Here is a 21,358-nt window from a genome sequence, read left to right on the forward strand (position 1 = left end):
GGCCTGCAACCTGGCGCAATGGCGCGAAGCATAGCGCAGCGTTCGTCGTATTTCTGCTGGTCAAGCGACGCAGTGCTCGCTAGAATTGCGCACTTTTTGATCAGAGGCGCCAAAAGCGCCCGTCAAGATCGCCCCCGATTCCGGCCGGGCGACCTGCATTCAATTCCGAGGTTAGTCATGTCCACCACGCCCGCCACCCCCAAGGTAGGTTTCGTAAGCCTGGGTTGCCCGAAAGCCCTGGTCGATTCCGAGCGCATCCTGACCCAGCTGCGCATGGAAGGCTATGAAGTCGTGCCCACCTATGAGGACGCCGACGTGGTGGTGGTCAACACCTGCGGCTTCATCGACAGCGCCAAGGCCGAGTCGCTGGAAGTGATCGGCGAAGCGATCAAGGAAAACGGCAAGGTCATCGTCACCGGCTGCATGGGTGTCGAGGAAGGCAGCATCCGTGAGGTGCACCCGAGCGTGCTGTCGGTCACCGGCCCGCAGCAGTACGAGCAGGTGGTCAACGCCGTGCACGAAGTGGTGCCGCCACGCCAGGACCACAACCCGCTGATCGACCTGGTGCCGCCGCAGGGCGTCAAGCTGACCCCGCGCCACTATGCGTACCTGAAAATTTCCGAAGGCTGCAACCACAGCTGCAGCTTCTGCATCATCCCGTCGATGCGCGGCAAACTGGTCAGCCGCCCGGTCGGTGAAGTGCTGAGCGAGGCCGAGCGCCTGGTCAAGGCCGGGGTCAAGGAGATCCTGGTAATTTCCCAGGACACCAGCGCCTACGGCGTCGACGTCAAGTACAAGACCGACTTCTGGAATGGCCGCCCGGTCAAGACCCGCATGCTCGAGCTGTGCGAAGCCCTGAGCAGCCTGGGCGCCTGGGTACGCCTGCATTATGTCTACCCGTACCCGAACGTCGATGACGTGATCCCGCTGATGGCCGCCGGCAAGATCCTGCCGTACCTGGACATCCCGTTCCAGCATGCCAGCCCGAAAGTGCTCAAGGCCATGAAGCGCCCGGCCTTCGAGGACCGCACCCTGGCACGCATCAAGCACTGGCGCGAACAGTGCCCGGAGCTGGTGATCCGCTCCACCTTCATCGTCGGCTTCCCGGGCGAGACCGAGGAAGACTTCCAGTACCTGCTTGACTGGCTGAGCGAAGCCCAGCTGGACCGTGTGGGCTGCTTCCAGTACTCGCCGGTGGAAGGCGCACCGGCCAACGACCTGGGCCTGGAAGAAGTACCGGACGAGGTCAAGCAGGACCGTTGGGACCGCTTCATGGCGCACCAGCAGGCCATCAGTGCTGCCCGCCTGCAACTGCGTATCGGCAAGGAGATCGACGTGCTGATCGACGAAGTCGAAGAACAGGGCTCGGTTGGCCGCAGCTTCTTCGACGCCCCGGAAATCGACGGCAGCGTGTTCATCGACGGCGATCATGGCTTCAAGCCAGGCGACAAGGTGCGTTGCCGGGTGGTGGATGCCGACGAGTACGACCTCTGGGCTGAACCGATCTGACCCCGCGGTAGCACGAAAAGGCCCTGTTCCGGCTGCCGGAGCAGGGCCTTTTTGCATCAGGGCAGCGGGTGAGCGCTGACTGACGGCTAGCCTGCTATGTTGTCAGGGTGCCCCTCGAGGAATCCTGCCCATGCATTCGACAATGACCTTGCAAACCCCGCGGTTGAGGGACTACGACGAACTGGTACAGGTGTGGGAAGACTCGGTACGCGCCACCCACGACTTTCTGCCTGAGGGCTACATCCAGTTGCTGCGCGAACACGTGCTGCGCCGCTACCTGGATGCGGTGATGCTGGTCTGCTGCAAGGATCGCCAACGCATCTGTGGCTTCGCCGGGGTCGCCAACGGCCGCGTGGACATGCTGTTCGTCGCCCCGGACTACCGCGGCAAAGGGGTTGGCAAGCGCCTCTTGCACTATGCCATCGACGAGCTGAATGCCGAACGCCTGGACGTCAACGAACAGAACCCACAGGCCCTGGGCTTCTACCTGCATGAAGGCTTCGAGGTGATTGGCCGTTCGGCAACCGATGGCCTGGGCCAGCCCTACCCGTTGTTGCACATGCGCCTGCGCAAAACGGCGTAAATGACACAGATTCCCAGCCCCTGCGCCGCGCAGGCAGGTACAATGCAGTCTTTCCCCTGCCTTTGCGAAAACGCCGTCATGTCCGAACCCGTCCGCCTGTCCAAACGCCTCATCGAGCAGCTCGGCTGTTCCCGCCGCGAGGCCGAGCTGTATATCGAAGGCGGCTGGGTCACGGTCGATGGCCTGGTGGTCGAACAGCCGCAGTTCAAGGTCGCGCAGCAGCGCGTCGAGTTGCTGCCTGGCGCCCGTGCCGAAACGCTGGAGCCGGTCACCCTGCTGCTGAACCAGCCGGCGGGAGTAAGCAGCGAAGCCGCCCGCGCCGAGATGAGCATGAGCAACCTCAGCGCGGCCCACCGCGAAGGCGTACGTGCCCTGCACGGGCACTTTGCCCGGCAGGCCTGCGTGGCACCGCTGGAACCCGGCGCCAGCGGCCTGCAGGTATTCACCCAGGACTGGCGGGTAACCCGCAAGATCGACGCCGACCTGCGCCGCCTGGAGCAGGAGTTCATCGTTGAAGTGCGCGGCGAGACCACGCCCCAGGCGCTGGAACGCCTGGCACGCGGGGCCAGCCGCAATGACCGCGAACTGCCCAGGGCCAAGGCCAGCTGGCAGAACGAGACCCACCTGCGCATGGCCCTGAAGAACCCGCAGCCAGGACAGATTGCCGAGCTGTGCGCGTACCTGCGCCTGGAGCTGGTCAGCATGCGCCGCATCCGCCTGGGCGGTGTGTCGATGGGCAAGCTACCGCTGGGCCAGTGGCGCTACCTGGCCGCTACCGAACGTTTCTAAGCAATACGCCGCGCCCACAGCGCGGCACCTGAACAGGATTCTGCAGCAATGAACCACAACGACGTCCTGCGCAGCCTGCGCTACATGCTCAAGGTGAACGACGCCAAGATGGCCGAGATCATCGGGCTAACCGGCCTCGACGTGCATCCCCTGGTGCTGGCCACCTACCTGAAGAAGGAAGACGAGGAAGGCTTCGTGCGTTGCCCGGAGCGGGTCATGGCGCACTTTCTCGATGGCCTGGTGATCCACCGTCGCGGCAAGGATGACAGCCGCCCGCAGCAGCCGATCGAACTGCCGGTGACCAACAACCTGATCCTGAAGAAGCTGCGGGTAGCCTTCGAGCTCAAGGAAGATGACCTGCATGCCATCCTCAAATCGGTCAACTTCCCGGTCAGCAAACCCGAGCTCAGCGCGCTGTTCCGCAAGGTCGGCCATGACAACTATCGCCCGTGTGGCGACCAGTTGCTGCGCAACTTCCTCAAGGGCCTGACCCTGCGCGTACGTGGCTGAGCGGCCATGCAGCATACGGTTGCTCCGGTCGGTTTCGTCCGCTCCTGTTTCAAGGAGAAGTTCGCCATCCCGCGCCAGCCACAGCTGGCGCCCGCGGCACGCGGCGTGCTCGAGCTGTTGCCGCCGTTCGACCAGGGTGATGCGGTCGCGGGCCTGGAGCAGGTCAGCCATGTCTGGCTGCTGTTCCTGTTCCACCAGGCGCTGGAGGACAAGCCACGCCTGAAGGTGCGCCCGCCGCGCCTGGGCGGCAACAAGAGCATGGGTGTGTTCGCCACCCGCGCGACCCACAGGCCCAATGGCATCGGCCAATCGGTGGTGCGCCTCGAGGGCGTGGAGCCCGGGCGCCTGCTGCTGTCCGGGATCGACCTGCTCGATGGCACGCCGGTGCTGGACATCAAGCCTTATGTGCCCTACGCCGACAGCATCGCCGGCGCCAGCAACCAGATGGCCAGCGAAGCGCCTGCCGCGATCAGCGTGCAGTGGAGCGACAATGCCCTGCCCCAGGCCCGCGAGCATGCCTTGCGCCTGGGTGAGCCGGTGGTCGAGCTGATCGAGCAATGCCTGGCGCAGGACCCACGGCCGGCCTACCAGGTGCCCGCGGCAGAGCGGGTGTATGGGGTGAAGTTCTGGGATGTGCAGGTGCGCTGGCATTACCCGCAGCCGGAGGTGATCCGAGTGCTGGAGGTGGTGCCCGCCTGATCTCGGACCCGCCTGGAGCCCCTGTGTAGGAGCGGCCTTGCGTCGCGAAGGGCTGCGCAGCAGCCCCGGCGATCTTGCTGGAAGGCTGAAACCCTGGGGGCGCTACGCACCCCTTCGCGACGCAAGGCCGCTCCTGCACAGGGGCCGCGCAGGCATGAAAAAGGCGACCCTAGGGTCGCCTTTTGGTTTTACTGCAGCGCGATCAGCGAGCCGGGCCTTCAGCAACACCCAGGTCGTCGGTCGGGCGGTTATCGACCAGCGGCGCACCACCGGAGGCCAGCTCCGAGGCCAGCTTGTCGTTGTCCATTTCCTTGACCCACTTGGCCACGACCACGGTAGCCACAGCGTTGCCCACCAGGTTGGTCAGGGCGCGGGCTTCGGACATGAAGCGGTCGATGCCGAGGATCAGCGCCAGGCCGGCAACCGGCAGGTGGCCGACGGCGGACAGGGTCGCAGCCAGGACGATGAAGCCCGAACCGGTGACGCCGGCAGCACCTTTGGAAGCCACCAGCAGCACCAGCAGCAGGGTGATCTGGTGAGTGATGTCCATGGTGGTGTCGGTGGCCTGGGCAATGAACACCGCAGCCATGGTCAGGTAGATCGAGGTGCCGTCCAGGTTGAACGAGTAACCGGTCGGGATGACCAGGCCAACCACCGACTTCTTCGCACCCAGGCGCTCCATCTTGGCCAGCATGCGTGGCAGGGCCGATTCCGAAGAGGAAGTACCCAGCACGATCAGCAGTTCTTCACGGATGTAGCGGATCAGCTTGAGCACGCTGAAACCATGGGCGCGGCAGATGCCACCCAGCACCACCAGCACGAACAGCAGGCAGGTGATGTAGAAGCAGGCCATCAGGTAGCCCAGCTGCACCAGCGAGCCAACGCCGTACTGGCCGATTGTGAAGGCCATGGCGCCGAAGGCACCGACCGGGGCCAGCTTCATGATCATGTTGATGATGTTGAACATGACATGGGCGAAGCGGTCGATCAGGTCCAGCACCGGCTTGCCGTAGCTGCCCAGGCGGTGCAAGGCGAAGCCGAACAGCACGGAGAACATCAGCACCTGCAGGATGTCGCCATTGGCGAAGGCGCCGACCACGGTGTTGGGGATGACGTTGAGCAGGAAGCCGACGGTAGTCTGCTGCGCGCCGGCGGCGGCATAGGCAGCCACGCTGCTGGCGTTCAGGGTGTTGACGTCGATGTGCATGCCAGCGCCCGGCTGGACCACGTTGACGACTACCAGGCCGATGATCAGGGCGATGGTGGAGACGATTTCAAAGTACAGCAGCGCGTAGCCGCCCGTCTTGCCGACCGACTTCATGCTCTGCATGCCGGCGATGCCGCTGACCACGGTACAGAAGATGATCGGGGCGATGACCATCTTGATCAGTTTGACGAAGCCGTCACCCAAGGGTTTGAGGGCAACGCCGGTTTCCGGGTAATAGTGGCCGAGCAGGATACCGATGGTGATGGCGACCAACACCTGGACATACAGGGATTTGTACAGCGGCTGACGTGTCGTCATGGCTAAATTTCCTCAAGTGTGCCGGTTCACCCTTCCCAGGGCGATGCGGCACCTGAATCGCTAACCCTCCTGCACCTGGAGGGATTTGTCGTTGTGTTCGAGCTGCCTGGGCAGGCCTCTGCGAGGATCAATAGCAAGGGTGGTGCCAAAATGCCCAGCAAGGGTGCAGGTGCCGTATTTGCTGGGGATAAACGCCCAACGACGGGGCGATCTGGCTGGGCAAGGCTGGCGGATTTCCGCCCGCTGGCGGGATTTGTACAGGGGGAGATGGCGGGAATCCGCCCGTTGGGGTTTTGCCGGTAGCGGGGGGGGGGGGGGGGGGGGGGGGGGGGGGCCGCCGCCCCGCGGGGGGGGGCGGGGGGGGGGTGGGGGGGGGGGGGGGGGCCGCCCCCCCCCCCCCCCAGCCGGGGGGGGGGGGGGGGGGGGGGCGGATTTCCGCCCGCTGGCGGGATTTGTACAGGGGAGATGGCGGGAATCCGCCCGTTGGGGTTTTGCCGGTAGCGGCGCTTTCGCGGGTTCACTCGCGAAAGCGCCGCTACCGGCGAGCGCTCAATCCAGGTTGAAGGTGATCCTGAATGCCGCGCCGCCCAGTGGCGAGTCGCCCAGGCTCAACGCCGCGTCATAACTGTCGACGATGTCCTTGACCACCGCCAACCCGATGCCCTGCCCCGGGTGCTGGCTATCCAGCCGCTCCCCGCGTTCGAGGATGCGCTCACGCTGATCGGCCGGCACCCCGGGGCCATCGTCCTCGACGCACAAGGTCAACTGCCCGGACGCCTGTGCCAGGCTCACCCGCACCTGGCCCAGGCTCAGGCGGTAGGCGTTCTCCAGCAGGTTGCCCAGCAGCTCCAGCAACGCCCCCTGCTCCATCGGCACCTGCGCCGCATCGGGCAGTTGCAGGGTCACGTCGACCCGTTTGTCCCGATAGACCTTGGCCAAGGTGCTGCACAGGCTGTCGAGCACCGGCCGCAACGCCACGCTGTGGCGAACCAGGCCGCTCTTGCGCAGGCTGGCGCGTTGCAGCTGGTAGTCGATCTGCTGGCTCATGCGCTCGATCTGGCTTTGCAGCACCCGTGCCTGCTCGCGCTCGCCGCTACGCTGCTGCAGGCTTTCGCCCACCCCTTGCAGCACTGCCAACGGCGTCTTCAGGCTGTGCGCCAGGTCGTCGAGCGAATCACGGTAGCGCTGGCGCTGCTCGCGCTCGCTGCGCAGCAGGCGGTTCAACGAGCCGGTCAGGCGCAACAGTTCACGCGGGTGCTCACCGCTCAGGCCATCGCGTGCCCCTGCCTCCACCTCGTCCAGCTCGCGGCTGAGCCGGCGCAACGAACGCAGGCCCCAGGTCAGCCCGGCCCACAGCAGCGCCAGCAGCACCAGCAAGGCCGCGCCAAAACCGAGGTAGAGCTTTTCACGCAGGCCGTCGAGGGTGTGCTGGTATTCGCGCACCGGCTGCAGGGCGACGATGCTGTAGGCCGCGCTCTGGCCACCCAGCAGCTTGATCTCGACGTCGTAGACGAAGAACTCCTCGCCATCGGCCTGGCGAATGCGCGCGAACTCGTTGCCGCGGCCATCGTAACGCGGGCGGTAGTTGACGTTCTGCGCGGCGGTGGCCCGCGACTGCCAGACCAGGTTGCCGTCGCGATCGAAGATATAGCCGAGCAACCCGGTGTACGGCAGGTTGTAGCGCTCATCCGGCAGCAGCGTGGGCATCTGCAATTGGCCATGCTCGATGCGCGCGGCAGAAATCAGCGTGGTCACGTCCGAGGCCAGGCGTTGTTCGATCGACTCCTGCAGGGCCAGGCTGAAGGCCTTCTGCAAGGCTGGCAGCAGCGCCAGCATGAACAGCAGCGCCAGCACCGCAGCCGCCAGCATCAGGCGTACCCGCAGGGAACGCATCATCGGCAGCGCTCGGTGAACAGGTAGCCCAGGCCGCGCACGGTGTCGATGGGCTTGAAGCCGCGCTCGCCCTCGAGCTTGCGGCGCAGGCGGCCAACCAGCACTTCGATGACATTCGGGTCGCGTTCCTCGTCACCCGGGTACAGCTGCTCCATCAGGCGGTCCTTGGCCACCACCTGCTGGTGATGGCGCATGAGGTATTCGAGGATACGGTACTCGTATGCGGTCAGTGCCAGGGGCTGTGCGTCGAGGCTGGCCTGCTTGCGGTTGAGGTCGAGTACCAGGGGGCCGGCGGCGATGGTCGACTGGGTGAAGCCGCTGGAGCGGCGCAGCAGCGCGTTCAGGCGGGCCTCGAGTTCTTCGAACTGGAACGGTTTGACCAGGTAATCGTCGGCACCGGCGGCCAGGCCTTCAACCTTGTCCTGCCAATTGCCACGGGCGGTGAGGATGAGGATGGGGAAGGTCTGGTCCTGGCTGCGCAGCCGGGAGATCAGTTCCAGGCCGCTGATGCCGGGCAGGCCCAGGTCGATGATGGCCAGGTCGAAATGGTACTGCCCGGCCTGGTACAGCGCTTCCTCGGCATCGCCTACGGCCTCGACCACATGGCCGCTTTCGCCCAGGCGGGTAAAGAGGTGATGGCGAAGCAGGGCTTCGTCCTCGACCACCAGCAGTTTCATGTGCAGCTCCTTGATGTGTATTGCCTGTACCGGCCCTTTCGCGGGCACGCCCGCTCCCACAGGTGCTGCACAAGCCTCGGCGGTTGTGCAATCGCTGTGGGAGCGGGCGTGCCCGCGAAAGGGCCGGTACAGGATAACCCGGCTCGCCCGTCAGAACTTGTAGGAAGCCGCCAGGTAGGTCTGCGCGCTGCTGGTCAGGCGCAGGGTGCCGTCCTTCGGCCCGCCATGTGCGCCCACTTCGGTGGCGGCATTGCTGCGCAGGTAACGATAGCCCAGCTCGACCGAAGCCTTGTCGGTGATGTCCTGGATGACGCCGGCCTGCAGGCCGTAGGCATAGCCGTAGTCGGTATCGCGGCTCGCACCTGGCGAGTCCTGGGTCAGCTTGGTGACGCCCAGGCTGCCACCGCCGAACAGCTTGGTGGTGTCGCCTACCGGCAGGAACAGGTCATAGCTGCCCAGCAGGTTCTCCTGGCGCAGCTTGAGGCCGCTGTGGTCGCCCGAGACGTTGTCATAGGTCATGTAGTAGCGGCCCTGGTCATTGATCTTGCCCAGGCGCACGCCCCAGGTGTCATCCTTGCCGATGATGCCGTCGGCGTTGAGGTGGTCGGTGTTGCGCTGCAGCAGGCCGGACTTGCGAACCTTGTCGCTGGTCTGGCCATAGGTCAGGCTGGCGAAGTTGTCGTCGGCGGCCTGGGCCGAGGTGATGCCAGCGGCGCAGACGGCCATGGCGGCGAGCAGGGTATTGAAGGTTTTCATGGCTGGATACTCCAGTTGGGTGCGCTGTTACTGTCTGGAAGCTAGAGTAAGCAGGGCACCCTGAACCGCGACTGAACCCTGGCTGAACACCGGCTGAACGAACCGTTTGCAAGAACAAGGAGTAGTGACCATGCGCGCCCTGCTGGCCCTGACCCTGATGTGCAGCGCCGCCCTCGCCCAAGCGGCGGTACAAACCCGCGAAATCCCCTACCAGGACGCCGATGGCAATCGCCTGGTTGGCTACTACGCCTATGACGACGCCGTCGAAGGCAAACGCCCCGGCATCGTCGTGGTGCATGAATGGTGGGGGCTCAACGACTACGCCAAGCGCCGTGCCCGCGACCTGGCGGCGCTGGGCTACAACGCGCTGGCCATCGACATGTATGGCGATGGCAAGCACACCGAGCACCCCGCCGATGCCCAGGCGTTCATGGCCGAGGCGCTGAAGGACCCGAAAGCTGCCGAGCGCCGCTTCGACGCCGGGCTTGAACTGCTGAAACTGCAGCCCAATACCAACAAGCATCAACTGGGGGCGGTAGGCTACTGCTTCGGTGGCAAGGTGGTGCTGGATGCCGCGCGGCGCGGTGAGAAGCTGGATGGCGTGGTGAGCTTCCACGGCGCCCTGGCCACGCAGACCCCGGCCAGGCCCGGTAAGGTGCGGGCGGATATCCTGGTCGAACACGGTGCGGCGGACAGCATGGTGACCCCGCAGCAGGTAGCCGCGTTCAAGGCCGAAATGGATGCGGCGAAGGTCAACTACCAGTTCGTCAGCATCGACGGGGCCAAGCACGGGTTTACCAACCCGGACGCAGACCGCTTGAGCCATGGCGAGCATGGTGGGCCGGATATCGGCTACAACAAGGCAGCGGATGAAAGCTCCTGGGCGGACATGCAGGCGTTCTTCAAGAAGGTCTTCAAGTAACCAACGCGAGGGGCCGCTTTGCGGCCCCATCTCCCACGCCGCCGCCTCGGCTGGCACAATAGCCCCATGAATACACTCCCTGCCTGCTGCGCCCCTCTCCAGCACCACTGGCCCCTACCCCGCCCATTGCCCGGCGCGGTGCTGGTCAGTTGCGCCTTCGACCCCAGCCGCCTGGCCCCCGACGACTTCCAGCGTGCCGGGGTGGTGCCAAGCGCCAGCCTGCAGCGCTCGGTAGCCAAGCGCCAGGCCGAGTACCTGGCCGGCCGGGTCTGCGCCCGCGCTGCACTGCAGCGCCTGGACGGCCGGGACTACGTGCCCGGCACCCACGAAGACCGCTCGCCGATCTGGCCCGCCGGCATCCACGGCTCGATCACCCATGGCAAGGGCTGGGCCGCCGCCGTGGTCGCCGCCGAGGGCAGTTGCCAGGGCCTGGGCCTGGATCAGGAAACGCTGCTGGACGATGAACGCGGCGAACGGCTGATGGGCGAAATCCTCACCCCGGCCGAGCTCGAACGCCTGGACCGCAACCAGCTCGGCCTTGCCGTGACCCTGACCTTCTCGCTGAAGGAAAGCCTGTTCAAGACCCTCTACCCGCTGACCCAGCAACGCTTCTATTTCGAGCACGCCGAAGTGCTGGAATGGTCCAGCGACGGCCTGGCCCGCCTGCGCCTGCTCACCGACCTGTCGCCGCAGTGGCGGCATGGTGCCGAGCTGCAGGGCCAGTTCTGCCTGCAGGACGGCCACCTGCTGAGCCTGGTCAGCGTCTGATCGTCATGCCGGTGGCTGCTGGCGTGGCCAGTTCAGGCTGAAGCAGGCACCACCCAGCGCGGCACTGCGCCCCACCGTAGCCCGGCCGGCGTGCCAGTAGATGATGCGCCGTACGATCGACAGGCCCAGGCCATGCCCGCCCGAGGCGCGGGTACGGCTGTCATCGAGCCGGGTGAACGGCGTGAAGATGCGGTCCCAGACGCCCTCGGGAATCCCCGGGCCGTCGTCTTCCACATCGATGCGACAGCGCTGTTGCCCCAACTGGTAGCTCAGGCGCACCTCGCCCTCGGCATGGCGCATGGCGTTGCCCACCAGGTTCTGCAGGGCCCGGTGCAGGTAACGCGGCTCGGCCTCGACCCAGGCGCCTTCGGCATCGGCGCCCTGGCATTCACCGCGCAATACGCGTATCCCGGCCCGCAGCGGCGCCAGTTCTGCGATCACCCGCTCGAACAAGGCCTCCAGGTCGACCCGCTCGAACTTCAGTGCAGGTGCCCCCTGCTCCAGGCGGGCATAGGTGAGCATTTCGTCGACCAGCTTGTCGAGGTCCTGGATATCCCCGTCCATGCCAGCCAGGTGCTTGGCCCGGGCCTGCTCGGTAGTCGCGCTTTCGATCATCTCCAGGCCAAAGCGCAGGCGTGCCACTGGCGTGCGCAGCTCGTGGGAAACCGCACGCACCAGCTCGCGCTGCATGCTCAGCGAGCGCTGCAGGTGCTCGGCCATGCCGTTGAACGCTGCCGCCAGGCGCCCTACCGAGTCGGCATCGTCGGCTGGCACGCGGGTGTCCAGGCTGCCTTGGGCGATGCGCGTGGCCGCCACCTCCAGGCCCGACACGCGGCGCTCCAGCTGGCGCACCAGCAGGTACACCACCAGGCCGATCAGGCACAGGCCGAGGAAGGCGATCAGGATCAACAGCTGCGGCGGATAAGGATTGAGCTGGTACAGCGGGCCGATTTCCAGTACCCAGGGCGAACCGGCCAAGCCGGCGAAGACGCGGATCGAGTCGCCATCCTTGCCCAGTGCCATGACCGTGTCGCCCTCCTCGACCCGGCGCCGCTGGTCGTCGTCCAGGCTCACCCGCTCGATGCGCTGCAGGGCCACGCCAAAGCCAAAGCCCTTGTCGCGCTTGAGCTGCTCCAGGCGCTGCTGCTGTTCTGTCACCGGGTAGCGCACCAGCTCGTCGGCCAGCAGGTACAGGGTGGCCCGCGCCAGCTGCTCGCTGACCTGCCGGACCTCGGCGACCAGCAGCACATCCTCCTGGCCAACCTTGCGCAATACCTGGGCGGCGTGCGGGCCGGTCTTTTCGACGACCACCAGGCCGCGGCCCAGACGCGCCCGCTGGCCGCCATCCAGCGCCCGCGCGGTGATTGGCTGCAAGGTCAGCGGCACCCCGAGCAGGCGCTCCCACATCAGCAGCGAGCGCTTGCGCTCGGTGTCGTTCTGCAGGGCCAGGTTGTCGGCCATCAGGCTGAAGGTACCCTGGGCCAGGCGCTCGCGATGCTGGGCGGCACGCACCTCGTTGACCAGGTGCAGGCTCAGCGCCCCGAGCAGGGCCACCAGCACCAGCACGGCCAGCATGCCGCCGTAGATGCGCAGGAAGATCGAGTTGTTCATGACGCCTCGCCGACGAACAGGTAGCCCTTGCTGCGCAGGGTCTTGATCAGCCTTGGCTGGAGCGGGTCGTCGCCGATCTTGGGGCGAATCTTCGAAATGCGGATGTCGATGGAACGGTCCTGGCCGTCGTAGCCGACGCCGCGCAACGCGGTGAAGATCTGCTCGCGGGTCAGCACCCGGCCGGCGTTGCTGGCCAGCAACCAGAGCAGGTCGAATTCGGCGCCGGTCAGTTCGATCAGCTGTTCGCCCAGGCGCGCCTCGCGCAGGCGGTTGTCGATGCGCAGGGCACCGAAGGCCAGCGCCTGGGCTTTACTGTCCGCTGCCTCGCTGCGGCGCAGCAAGGCCTGGATGCGCGCGAGCAGCAGGCGTGGGCGGACCGGTTTGCACACGTAGTCGTCGGCCCCCAGGTCCAGGCCCTGCACCTGGTCGAGCTCGTCGCTGCGGGCGGTGAGCATGAGGATCGGCCCGGCGTACTGGCTGCGCACCCGCCGGCAGATGCTCAGGCCATCCTCGCCGGGCAGCATGAGGTCGAGGATGACCAGGTCGGGCTGGCCGTCGACGATGCGCCGCGCGGCACGCGCGCCATCGCCTTCGACGCTGACCTCGAAGCCGTTGGCCTGCAGGTACTCGGCGGTGAGCTCGGCCAGGCGCTGGTCGTCTTCGACGATGAGGATGCGGGGTGCGGGGTGGTCCATGGCTTGTGCCTTTGCTTGTTGTTTTTCTGTGGCCTGTGCCGGCCCCTTCGCGGGCTCGCCCGCTCCCACCAGGACCGCGCCGCTTGCAAGGCTTGCACAGTACCTGTGGGAGCGGGCGTGCCCGCGAAGAGGCCAAAGCAGGAAACATGACCCTTTAACCAAAAGGCAACATCTGCTTCGGATACTACGTCCCGCCCCCGGCACTGCCAAGCCGCCCGGCAGCCCCTCGACTGAACCGTTTTTTGTGATACGGTTCGCGCCCGAAAAATTATGCGCCGGGGCGCCAGAACGCAGAAAAATACTGCAAACCACTTGGCACAAGGCCTACAGCGAATACCCACCATTCACTCACAAAGTACGCACAAGTTATCCACAGGCGATCGCCTTGCAAAGCCCCCGATACCGCATTATCTTGTATCCCGATCGCAGCGAACCACTAGATATTGGGGTTCGTGCAAAATCACACACAAAAGTCAACCCGCAAAATCAAGCGATTTTTCGGCTGAGCTTCAAGTGATTTCAGCAGCCAAACCGCTCCTGCGGAGGCGACCGAGGCAAGCCCTTCCAGGGCCTTGTTCGGGTATGGGTGTGGCAGGCCAGGCCTGGCATCCATCAGCAACAGTTTTTGGGCACAGCCCAGAACCTTTGACTTCGGCCAGGGAGCGGCAAGCCATTGCCCCTTATTCCTGAGTCTGTCCCGAAGTCGGTACGCCCGTGCGGGCGGATGCGCATGCCTTTGCGCAGCCCCCGCCAGGCCATCGGGCAAGTGGACGGAACGGTGGGCGCCCAAAAGGCGCCTGAACAATATAGAAACTGTGGAGACACCCACCCATGCAAACCGATACGACTCGCGAGAACCCGCAGGCCAAGGTGCCGCAGGCCGCCGATTCCACACAGGATCTGGCTGCCACCGCCCCCGGCCAACTGCGCGTGATCAAGCGTAACGGCACTGTCGTCCCCTACACCGACGACAAGATCACCGTGGCCATCACCAAGGCGTTCCTCGCAGTTGAAGGCGGTACCGCCGCCGCTTCGTCGCGCATCCACGACACCGTTGCACGCCTGACCGAGCAGGTCACCGCCACGTTCAAGCGTCGCATGCCATCGGGTGGCACCATCCACATCGAAGAAATCCAGGACCAGGTCGAACTGGCCCTGATGCGCGCCGGCGAGCAGAAAGTCGCCCGTGACTACGTGATCTACCGCGAGCAGCGCGCCAAGGAGCGTGCCACCCGCGTCAACACCGAAGCCGTGGTCGAGCCGCACCCAAGCATTCGCATCACCCTGGCCGACGGCAGCCTGGCACCGCTCGACATGGCCCGCCTGAACACCATCATCAGCGAAGCCTGCGAAGGCCTGGCCGAGGTCGATGGCGACCTGATCCAGCGCGACACCCTGAAGAACCTGTACGACGGCGTGGCCATCAAGGACGTCAACACCGCCCTGGTGATGACCGCCCGTACCCTGGTCGAGCGCGAGCCGAACTACTCGTTCGTCACCGCCCGCCTGCTGATGGACACCCTGCGCGCCGAAGGCCTGGGCTTCCTCGGCGTCGCCGAGAGCGCCACCCACCACGAAATGGCCGAGCTGTACGCCAAGGCCCTGCCGGCCTACGTCGAGAAAGGCGTCGAGTTCGAGCTGCTGGACCCGGCCCTGAAGGGCTACGACCTGGAGCGCCTGGGCAAGGCCATCGACCACGAGCGTGACCAGCAATTCACCTACCTGGGCCTGCAGACCCTGTACGACCGCTACTTCATCCACAAGGATGGCGTGCGCTTCGAGCTGCCGCAGGTATTCTTCATGCGTGTGGCCATGGGCCTGGCGCTGGCAGAGAAAGACAAGGAAGCCCGCGCGATCGAGTTCTACAACCTGTTGTCGTCCTTCGACTACATGGCCTCGACCCCGACCCTGTTCAACGCCGGTACCCTGCGCCCGCAGCTGTCCAGCTGCTACCTGACCACCGTGCCGGACGACCTGTCGGGCATCTACCACGCGATCCACGACAATGCCATGCTGTCGAAATTCGCCGGTGGCCTGGGCAACGACTGGACCCCGGTACGTGCACTGGGCTCATACATCAAGGGCACCAACGGCAAGTCGCAGGGCGTCGTGCCGTTCCTGAAAGTGGTCAACGACACCGCCGTTGCCGTGAACCAGGGTGGCAAGCGCAAGGGCGCCGTGTGTGCCTACCTGGAAACCTGGCACCTGGACATCGAAGAATTCATCGAGCTGCGCAAGAACACCGGTGATGACCGCCGTCGTACCCACGACATGAACACCGCCAACTGGATCCCTGACCTGTTCATGAAGCGGGTCTTCGATGACGGCAAGTGGACCCTGTTCTCGCCTTCGGAAGTGCCAGACCTGCACGACCTGACCGGCAAGGCCTTCGAAGAGCGCTACGAGTACTACGAAGCCCTGACCGAGTACAACAAGATCAAGGTGTTCAAGACCGTCCAGGCCAAAGACCTGTGGCGCAAGATGCTGTCGATGCTGTTCGAGACCGGCCACCCGTGGCTGACCTTCAAGGACCCGTGCAACCTGCGTTCGCCGCAGCAGCACGTGGGCGTGGTGCACAGCTCGAACCTGTGCACCGAGATCACCCTGAACACCAACAAGGACGAGATCGCGGTCTGCAACCTGGGCTCGATCAACCTGCCGAACCACATCGTCGACGGCAAGCTGGATACCGCCAAGCTGCAACGCACCGTGAACACCGCCGTGCGCATGCTCGACAACGTGATCGACATCAACTACTACTCGGTGCCGCAAGCGCGTAACTCGAACTTCAAGCACCGTCCGGTCGGCCTGGGCATCATGGGCTTCCAGGATGCGCTGTACCTGCAGCACATTCCGTACGGTTCCGATGCTGCCGTCGAGTTCGCCGACAAGTCGATGGAAGCGGTCAGCTACTATGCGATCCAGGCGTCCTGCGACCTGGCCGACGAGCGCGGTGCCTACGAGACCTTCCAGGGTTCGCTGTGGTCCAAGGGCATCCTGCCGCTGGATTCGCAACAGATCCTGATCGAGGCCCGTGGTGCCAAGTACATCGACGTCAACCTGGAAGAGTCCCTGGACTGGGGCCCGGTACGCGAGCGCGTCAAGAAAGGTATTCGTAACTCGAACATCATGGCCATCGCGCCGACCGCGACCATCGCCAACATTACCGGCGTGTCGCAGTCGATCGAGCCGACCTACCAGAACCTGTACGTGAAATCGAACCTGTCGGGCGAGTTCACCGTGATCAACCCGTACCTGGTCCGCGACCTGAAGGCCCGTGGCCTGTGGGACTCGGTGATGATCAACGACCTGAAGTACTACGACGGTTCGGTGCAGCAGATCGAGCGTATCCCGCAAGAGCTGAAGGACCTGTACGCCACCGCGTTCGAAGTCGAGACCAAGTGGATCGTCGATGCCGCCTCGCGTCGCCAGAAGTGGATCGACCAGGCTCAGTCGCTGAACCTGTACATCGCCGGCGCTTCGGGCAAGAAGCTGGACGTGACCTACCGCATGGCCTGGTACCGTGGTCTGAAGACCACCTACTACCTCCGTGCCCTGGCCGCGACCAGCACCGAAAAGTCGACCATCAACACCGGCAAGCTCAACGCCGTTTCCAGCGGTGGCGACAGCGCCCCGGTCCAGGCAGCCGGCCCTGCGCCAGTGCCGAAGGCCTGCGCGATCGACGAGCCTGACTGCGAAGCCTGCCAGTAAGGCCTGAGTGCCGCGCGGGGTGCCTACCGGTGCCCCGCGCGGCATTTTTGTATCCGCGTCCCGAAGAAACCTTGCCCTTTGCCCTGCGTTCGCGCGGTTCGGTAAAAGAACAGGACCACTCAAAAAGGACGTAACCCATGGCGCGGAAAAAAGTGGCAACTCGCAAGATCGGCCGCAATGCCGAAACCGGCCGCTTCACTTCGGTGGAACAGGCCCGCAAGCATCCCAAGACGCACATTGTCGAAACGCTGCATAACCCTCGCAGTTAACACAGCCAATGCAGGAGCGACCTTGTGTCGCGATGGGGTGCGAAGCGCCCCGGGATGGCAGCTCCGCCGCACGAACTTCGGGGCCGCCTTGCGGCCTTGTCGCGACACAAGGCCGCTCCTACAAAGATCGCGCCAACCCCACATCCTGTGCCAGGCAAATAAATAGGCACAACATATAGTGCCACTCACATTTTGCCGCTACACTTCCTCCACGTACCCAATGACACCCGCTTGCTGAACGGATGCACGCCAGACCGGTCGAAAAAGTTACCCTCGCCCGCCAGACACGCGTCCCGATCGAAGGCGAATTCCGGTATACTGCGCCCCCTCTGAAAAGGGCACCCATCAATTGTCCCTGGCCCCTCCGAGAGGCCTGGCCAGGTACAAGCCAGAACACACCCGATGTAACGAGAGTCAGCCTCTCGAGCTGTCCATTCGCCGTAACGGCCTTGCGTCAGGCATCACATTCTTAACATCCAACCGGTTGCCCCCGGGCAACCCTCAAGCAGGAGCCAAACCATGCTGAGCTGGGACGAATTCGACAAGGAAGACGGCGAAGTCGCCGCCAAAGGCAATACCCCTGCGCAGGCCGCTGCCGCTGCCACCCTCGACAAGCTCGACAGCGCCGGTGGTGCCGCTGCCCTGGAAGCCCGTGCCGCCAGTGCCGACGACTCCGACGCGGTCAAGCGCGCCAAGGCTGCCCTGAACGACCTCGACATCGCCGAAGGCCTGGCCGAGCTGGAAGGCTCTAGCGCCCGCGTTCGCGTTGACGAAAAGCGCATGATCAACTGCCGCGCCGACCTCAACCAGCTGGTCCCGTTCAAGTACGACTGGGCCTGGCAGAAGTACCTGGACGGCTGCGCCAACCACTGGATGCCGCAAGAGGTCAACATGACCGCCGACATCGCCCTGTGGAAGAGCATGGACGGCCTGACCGAAGACGAGCGTCGCATCGTCATGCGCAACCTCGGCTTCTTCTCCACCGCCGACTCGCTGGTGGCCAACAACCTGGCCCTGGCCGTGTACCGCCTGATCACCAACCCGGAGTGCCGCCAGTACATCCTGCGCCAGGCCTTCGAAGAGGCGATCCACACCCACGCCTACCAGTACTGCATCGAGTCGCTGGGCATGGATGAAGGCGAGATCTTCAACATGTACCACGAGATCCCGTCGGTGGCGAAGAAAGCCGCCTGGGGCCTGAAGTACACCCGCGCCATCTCCGACCCGGAATTCAACACCGGCACCGTCGAAACCGACAAGGAGCTGCTGCGCAACCTGATCGCCTACTACTGCGTGCTGGAAGGCATCTTCTTCTACTGCGGCTTCACCCAGATCCTGTCCATGGGCCGCCGCAACAAGATGACCGGCGTCGCCGAGCAGTTCCAGTACATCCTGCGTGACGAGTCGATGCACCTGAACTTCGGTATCGACGTGATCAACCAGATCAAGATCGAGAACCCGCACCTGTGGGACGCGGCGATGAAGGAAGAAGCGACCCAGATGATCCTGCAAGGGACCCAGCTGGAGATCGAATACGCCCGTGACACCATGCCACGCGGCGTGCTGGGCATGAACGCGGCGATGATGGAGGACTACCTCAAGTTCATCGCCAACCGTCGCCTGACCCAGATTGGCCTGAAGGAAGAGTACCCGGGGACTACCAACCCGTTCCCGTGGATGAGCGAGATCATGGACTTGAAGAAAGAGAAGAACTTCTTCGAGACCCGTGTGATCGAGTATCAGACTGGTGGGGCGTTGAGCTGGGACTGATAGTTCGGGCGAAGCATAGAGAAGGCTGCCGATTGGCAGCCTTTTTTTCGCCTGGATCCACCGCGCCGCCTGCTTCGCGGATAAATCCGCTCCTACATGAGTGAGGTGCGCCGCTTCAAGCTGACGCCGTACCTGTAGGAGCGGCTTCAGCCGCGATTACCGGCGCAGCCGGTGCCATCCACCGCGTCGTCTGTTTCGCGGGCTTGCCCGCTCCCACAGGTAATGCGCGGGCTCAGGCTCATGCTTGGACCTGTGGAGCGGCCGTGGCCGCGAACACCGGCACAGCCGGTGCCCTGCCCCGCGTCGCCTGTTTCGCGGGCTTGCCCGCTCCCACAGGTACTGCGCTGGCTTTGAGTTCACGCTGTACCTGTGGGAGCGGCCGTGGCCGCGAACACCGGCACAGCCGGTGCCATGCACCGCGTCGCCTGCTTCGCGGGCTTGCCCGCTCCCACAGGTAATGCGCTGGCTTTGAGTTCACGCTGTACCTGTGGGAGCGGCCGTGGCCGCGAACACCGGCGCAGCCGGTGCCATGCACCATGTCGTCTGTTTCGCGGGCTTGCCCGCTCCCACAGGTACTGCGCGGGCTCAGGCTCATGCTTGGACCTGTGGGAGCGGCCGTGGCCGCGAACACCGGCACAGCCGGTGCCATGCACCGCGTCGCCTGCTTCGCGGGCTTGCCCGCGCCCACAAATGCCGGTGACACCCACAGCTAGTTCATTTGCCTGCCTACAACACCACCGCCCTGCTACTTCCCTTCACCAACCGGCTCGACCCGCTGCACCACGATCTGCATATGGGTCGCCATGTCGGTCAGTATCACCTCTCCTTCCTTGTACTCCGGGGTGATCATCAGCGAGCGGACAAAATGCTCGTTGCCACCTTCGCGCTTTTGCACGTTCTCGAAAGCCACGATGATCGTGTCGTTGCGCCAGTTGCTGATGTCGAAACCGCCCGCAGCAACGAACTCACTAATGTCGCGCTCGTCGTTGAACACATTGGCCGGCAGGATCAGCAGGCGGTCCTTGAGAAACACCTGATAATACTGGCGAGGCCCCACCGGCCAGTTCTGCTCCACCACGTGCTCGATGCGCCAGTGATGGACGTTGTTCTCATAAACCACCACGCGCTCGACCTTGTGCCCGTTGCAGGCAACGAGCAAGGGCAATAGCAAACCACCGAGCCAGGTACGCTTTCGGCGCAGATTCATCCCGATCCCCTCGTTACATCAGAGAAAGGTGTCATTTAGAGGTTTTAGCCGCGCGACGGTTGAATTTACGGATGTCCCGATACTCCACCAGGCGCACGCGCATCTCGCGGTAACGCTGGCTGTTGATGATCAGCAGAGCCAGCAAACCGAACACCAGGACGGAAATATACCCCCCCATGTGCGGACGATAACCGTAGCTGGGCAATGCGGCGAGCAAGGCAACCACGAGGATGCCGATCACACCGCGCACGCCCCAGGCAAAGCCACGCACCATGGCGATATGCGAGGCGGCGCTCACTACACCGGCTGCCGCCAGCACCATCACCGAGAGTTCAGGGTCTGAACTGCGCATATAGGTGGAGAACACCAGCGAGACGGTGCCGCCCAGCGCCATGCAGGAAAAGAAAAACTCGGCAATGAACACGCCGAAATAACGGGAAAGGAATGCTTGCAGTTCCTGGCCATGGGTCATTCGTCAATTTCCTCGTAAAGCCCCACGGCAACCGACTGCACGAAGCTACTGCTGGCAAAACCCGACAAGCCGCCAATCGAGTCCTTGATCAAGGTACGCGTGGCGTGCTGGATTTGGGTGGGGGTGAAACGCTTGATCGCGGTACCCGCCGCCTGCTTCAGCTTCAGCTGCTTGGCGGTGAGCGACGGGTGCTTGATCTGCAGAAGTTCCTCGGCCAGGGCCTTGCGCTGCTGCCGCGACAGGCTCTGGAACAGCTCTCTCCAGCCCTTGCCGGTCGCCGCTTTGCGTGCCTGCAGGAAACGCACGGTGTTCAGGCTCGATGCGCCCACACCGGCCAGCGCTACGCCGTCGAGGATGCTCATTACCGTCTGCACCGTGTCATTACTGTCGAGCCAGTCGTTCTGCCCAGGGTCGAACACTTCGTTGAACACCCTGTACCCGCCCATCATGCACTGCCCGGTCCCTGCCGCTGCGGCGGCATAACCGACCGCCGTCAACACCATGCTGGCGCCGCCAGTGAAAGGTACGGCAATGGTGCCGCTGAACATGACGACCCAACCCAGGTAGGCCGACAGGCAGCTCAAACTGGCGTTCACGGCCTCTGCCATCACCTTGCGCTCACGAGCACCGGTCTGCAGCTGGGTCATGAACTGTTCAGGTGACTTGTAAGGTGGCGCCTCCTGCAAAATCACGCGCTTGGGCGCGATGCTGCAGATCGGCTTGAATTCGCGCAGGACGATCACGTTGTACTGGGCATCGATGTAGACAACACCCGCGCCAACGATACCCGGGTCGGAATCAATGGCCCTGAACAACTTCTGCTGGTCGACGGTCAACAGCAGCCGCTGGCGGGCCATTTGCTGCTGGTAGCCGCCGAGCACGCCGGACATCAGGTCGGTCACGACAACTCTCCTTGGTTCGAAAAGCCGCTGCGCCGGCCCACGCACGCCCCGTGCAGGTCAGGCGACCTGCCTGGGGCGGCACGTGCACCG

Annotated in this window: 19 protein-coding genes; 10 read left to right on the forward strand and 9 right to left on the reverse strand. The window is 64.4% G+C overall.

Annotated features, from left to right (window positions below; all coding sequences use genetic code 11):
- The first annotated feature begins 177 nt into the window (after positions 1-177).
- The 5 genes from rimO (at position 178) to tsaA (ending at position 4,090) form a co-directional block, all read left to right on the forward strand.
- Entirely contained in the window at positions 178-1,509 is a 1,332-nt protein-coding gene (gene rimO, locus HG549_RS19390; protein WP_170031602.1) for a 30S ribosomal protein S12 methylthiotransferase RimO, read from the forward strand.
- A gap of 130 nt (positions 1,510-1,639) precedes the next feature.
- Positions 1,640-2,092, forward strand: coding sequence for a GNAT family N-acetyltransferase (locus HG549_RS19395; RefSeq protein ID WP_170031605.1), 453 nt, complete (start codon positions 1,640-1,642; stop codon positions 2,090-2,092).
- A gap of 78 nt (positions 2,093-2,170) precedes the next feature.
- A complete protein-coding gene (locus HG549_RS19400) occupies positions 2,171-2,881 on the forward strand; it encodes an rRNA pseudouridine synthase (protein WP_170031608.1) in 711 nt (236 codons plus the stop codon).
- A gap of 48 nt (positions 2,882-2,929) precedes the next feature.
- Positions 2,930-3,391 carry a DUF1456 family protein gene (locus HG549_RS19405; RefSeq protein ID WP_170031611.1) on the forward strand — a complete coding sequence of 154 codons (462 nt, stop codon included), beginning with the start codon at positions 2,930-2,932 and terminating at the stop codon, positions 3,389-3,391.
- Positions 3,392-3,397: 6 nt separating this feature from the next.
- A complete protein-coding gene (tsaA, locus tag HG549_RS19410) occupies positions 3,398-4,090 on the forward strand; it encodes a tRNA (N6-threonylcarbamoyladenosine(37)-N6)-methyltransferase TrmO (RefSeq protein ID WP_170031614.1) in 693 nt (230 codons plus the stop codon).
- Between the two features lie 202 nt (positions 4,091-4,292).
- Here the strand turns inward: tsaA and HG549_RS19415 are convergent, their stop codons facing one another.
- The 4 genes from HG549_RS19415 to HG549_RS19430 all read right to left on the reverse strand — a co-directional run bounded on the left by HG549_RS19415 (position 4,293) and on the right by HG549_RS19430 (position 8,941).
- Complete coding sequence (locus HG549_RS19415; RefSeq protein ID WP_170031617.1) at positions 4,293-5,615, reverse strand: dicarboxylate/amino acid:cation symporter; 1,323 nt, start codon at positions 5,613-5,615, stop codon at positions 4,293-4,295.
- A 549-nt stretch (positions 5,616-6,164) separates the two neighbouring features.
- Complete coding sequence (locus HG549_RS19420) at positions 6,165-7,511, reverse strand: ATP-binding protein (RefSeq protein ID WP_170031620.1); 1,347 nt, start codon at positions 7,509-7,511, stop codon at positions 6,165-6,167.
- Positions 7,508-8,185 carry a response regulator gene (locus HG549_RS19425; RefSeq protein ID WP_170031623.1) on the reverse strand — a complete coding sequence of 226 codons (678 nt, stop codon included), beginning with the start codon at positions 8,183-8,185 and terminating at the stop codon, positions 7,508-7,510. Before HG549_RS19425 ends, HG549_RS19420 begins: the two co-directional genes overlap by 4 nt.
- Before the next feature lie 150 nt (positions 8,186-8,335).
- Positions 8,336-8,941, reverse strand: coding sequence for an outer membrane beta-barrel protein (locus HG549_RS19430; protein WP_170031625.1), 606 nt, complete (start codon positions 8,939-8,941; stop codon positions 8,336-8,338).
- Between the two features lie 130 nt (positions 8,942-9,071).
- On the opposite strand from HG549_RS19430, the gene HG549_RS19435 reads away from it, so the two are divergent.
- On the forward strand, positions 9,072-9,863 hold the full coding sequence (locus tag HG549_RS19435; RefSeq protein ID WP_170031627.1) for a dienelactone hydrolase family protein: 792 nt from the start codon (positions 9,072-9,074) through the stop codon (positions 9,861-9,863).
- Between the two features lie 66 nt (positions 9,864-9,929).
- Positions 9,930-10,631: a 4'-phosphopantetheinyl transferase gene (locus tag HG549_RS19440; protein WP_170031630.1), complete on the forward strand. Its 702-nt coding sequence runs from the start codon at positions 9,930-9,932 to the stop codon at positions 10,629-10,631.
- Between the two features lie 3 nt (positions 10,632-10,634).
- Here the strand turns inward: HG549_RS19440 and HG549_RS19445 are convergent, their stop codons facing one another.
- Together HG549_RS19445 and HG549_RS19450 are read right to left on the reverse strand one after the other, a co-directional pair.
- The gene (locus tag HG549_RS19445; RefSeq protein ID WP_170031633.1) at positions 10,635-12,242 is read right to left on the reverse strand and encodes an ATP-binding protein; all 1,608 of its coding nucleotides are present in this window, start codon (positions 12,240-12,242) and stop codon (positions 10,635-10,637) included.
- The gene (locus HG549_RS19450; RefSeq protein ID WP_170031636.1) at positions 12,239-12,937 is read right to left on the reverse strand and encodes a response regulator transcription factor; all 699 of its coding nucleotides are present in this window, start codon (positions 12,935-12,937) and stop codon (positions 12,239-12,241) included. Before HG549_RS19450 ends, HG549_RS19445 begins: the two co-directional genes overlap by 4 nt.
- Positions 12,938-13,768: 831 nt before the next feature.
- Here HG549_RS19450 and HG549_RS19455 point away from each other — a divergent pair.
- The 3 genes from HG549_RS19455 (at position 13,769) to HG549_RS19460 (ending at position 18,687) form a co-directional block, all read left to right on the forward strand.
- Entirely contained in the window at positions 13,769-16,648 is a 2,880-nt protein-coding gene (locus tag HG549_RS19455; protein ID WP_170031639.1) for a ribonucleoside-diphosphate reductase subunit alpha, read from the forward strand.
- Positions 16,649-16,785: 137 nt separating this feature from the next.
- On the forward strand, positions 16,786-16,917 hold the full coding sequence (locus HG549_RS26085) for a hypothetical protein (RefSeq protein WP_256665967.1): 132 nt from the start codon (positions 16,786-16,788) through the stop codon (positions 16,915-16,917).
- 519 nt (positions 16,918-17,436) lie between these two features.
- Positions 17,437-18,687, forward strand: coding sequence for a ribonucleotide-diphosphate reductase subunit beta (locus HG549_RS19460; RefSeq protein WP_170031641.1), 1,251 nt, complete (start codon positions 17,437-17,439; stop codon positions 18,685-18,687).
- Between the two features lie 745 nt (positions 18,688-19,432).
- Here HG549_RS19460 and HG549_RS19465 read toward each other — a convergent pair.
- From HG549_RS19465 to HG549_RS19475, 3 genes are read right to left on the reverse strand one after another with little or no spacing between them, the layout of a single operon-like run.
- Positions 19,433-19,894: a hypothetical protein gene (locus HG549_RS19465; protein ID WP_085600971.1), complete on the reverse strand. Its 462-nt coding sequence runs from the start codon at positions 19,892-19,894 to the stop codon at positions 19,433-19,435.
- Positions 19,895-19,925: 31 nt separating this feature from the next.
- The gene (locus HG549_RS19470) at positions 19,926-20,366 is read right to left on the reverse strand and encodes a hypothetical protein (RefSeq protein WP_170031644.1); all 441 of its coding nucleotides are present in this window, start codon (positions 20,364-20,366) and stop codon (positions 19,926-19,928) included.
- Complete coding sequence (locus tag HG549_RS19475; protein WP_170034259.1) at positions 20,363-21,256, reverse strand: NAD synthetase; 894 nt, start codon at positions 21,254-21,256, stop codon at positions 20,363-20,365. The genes HG549_RS19470 and HG549_RS19475 overlap by 4 nt, the downstream gene beginning before the upstream one ends.
- Positions 21,257-21,358 lie beyond the last annotated feature (102 nt).

Source organism: Pseudomonas sp. SK (assembly GCF_012975065.1).
Lineage (GTDB): Bacteria > Pseudomonadota > Gammaproteobacteria > Pseudomonadales > Pseudomonadaceae > Aquipseudomonas > Aquipseudomonas anuradhapurensis.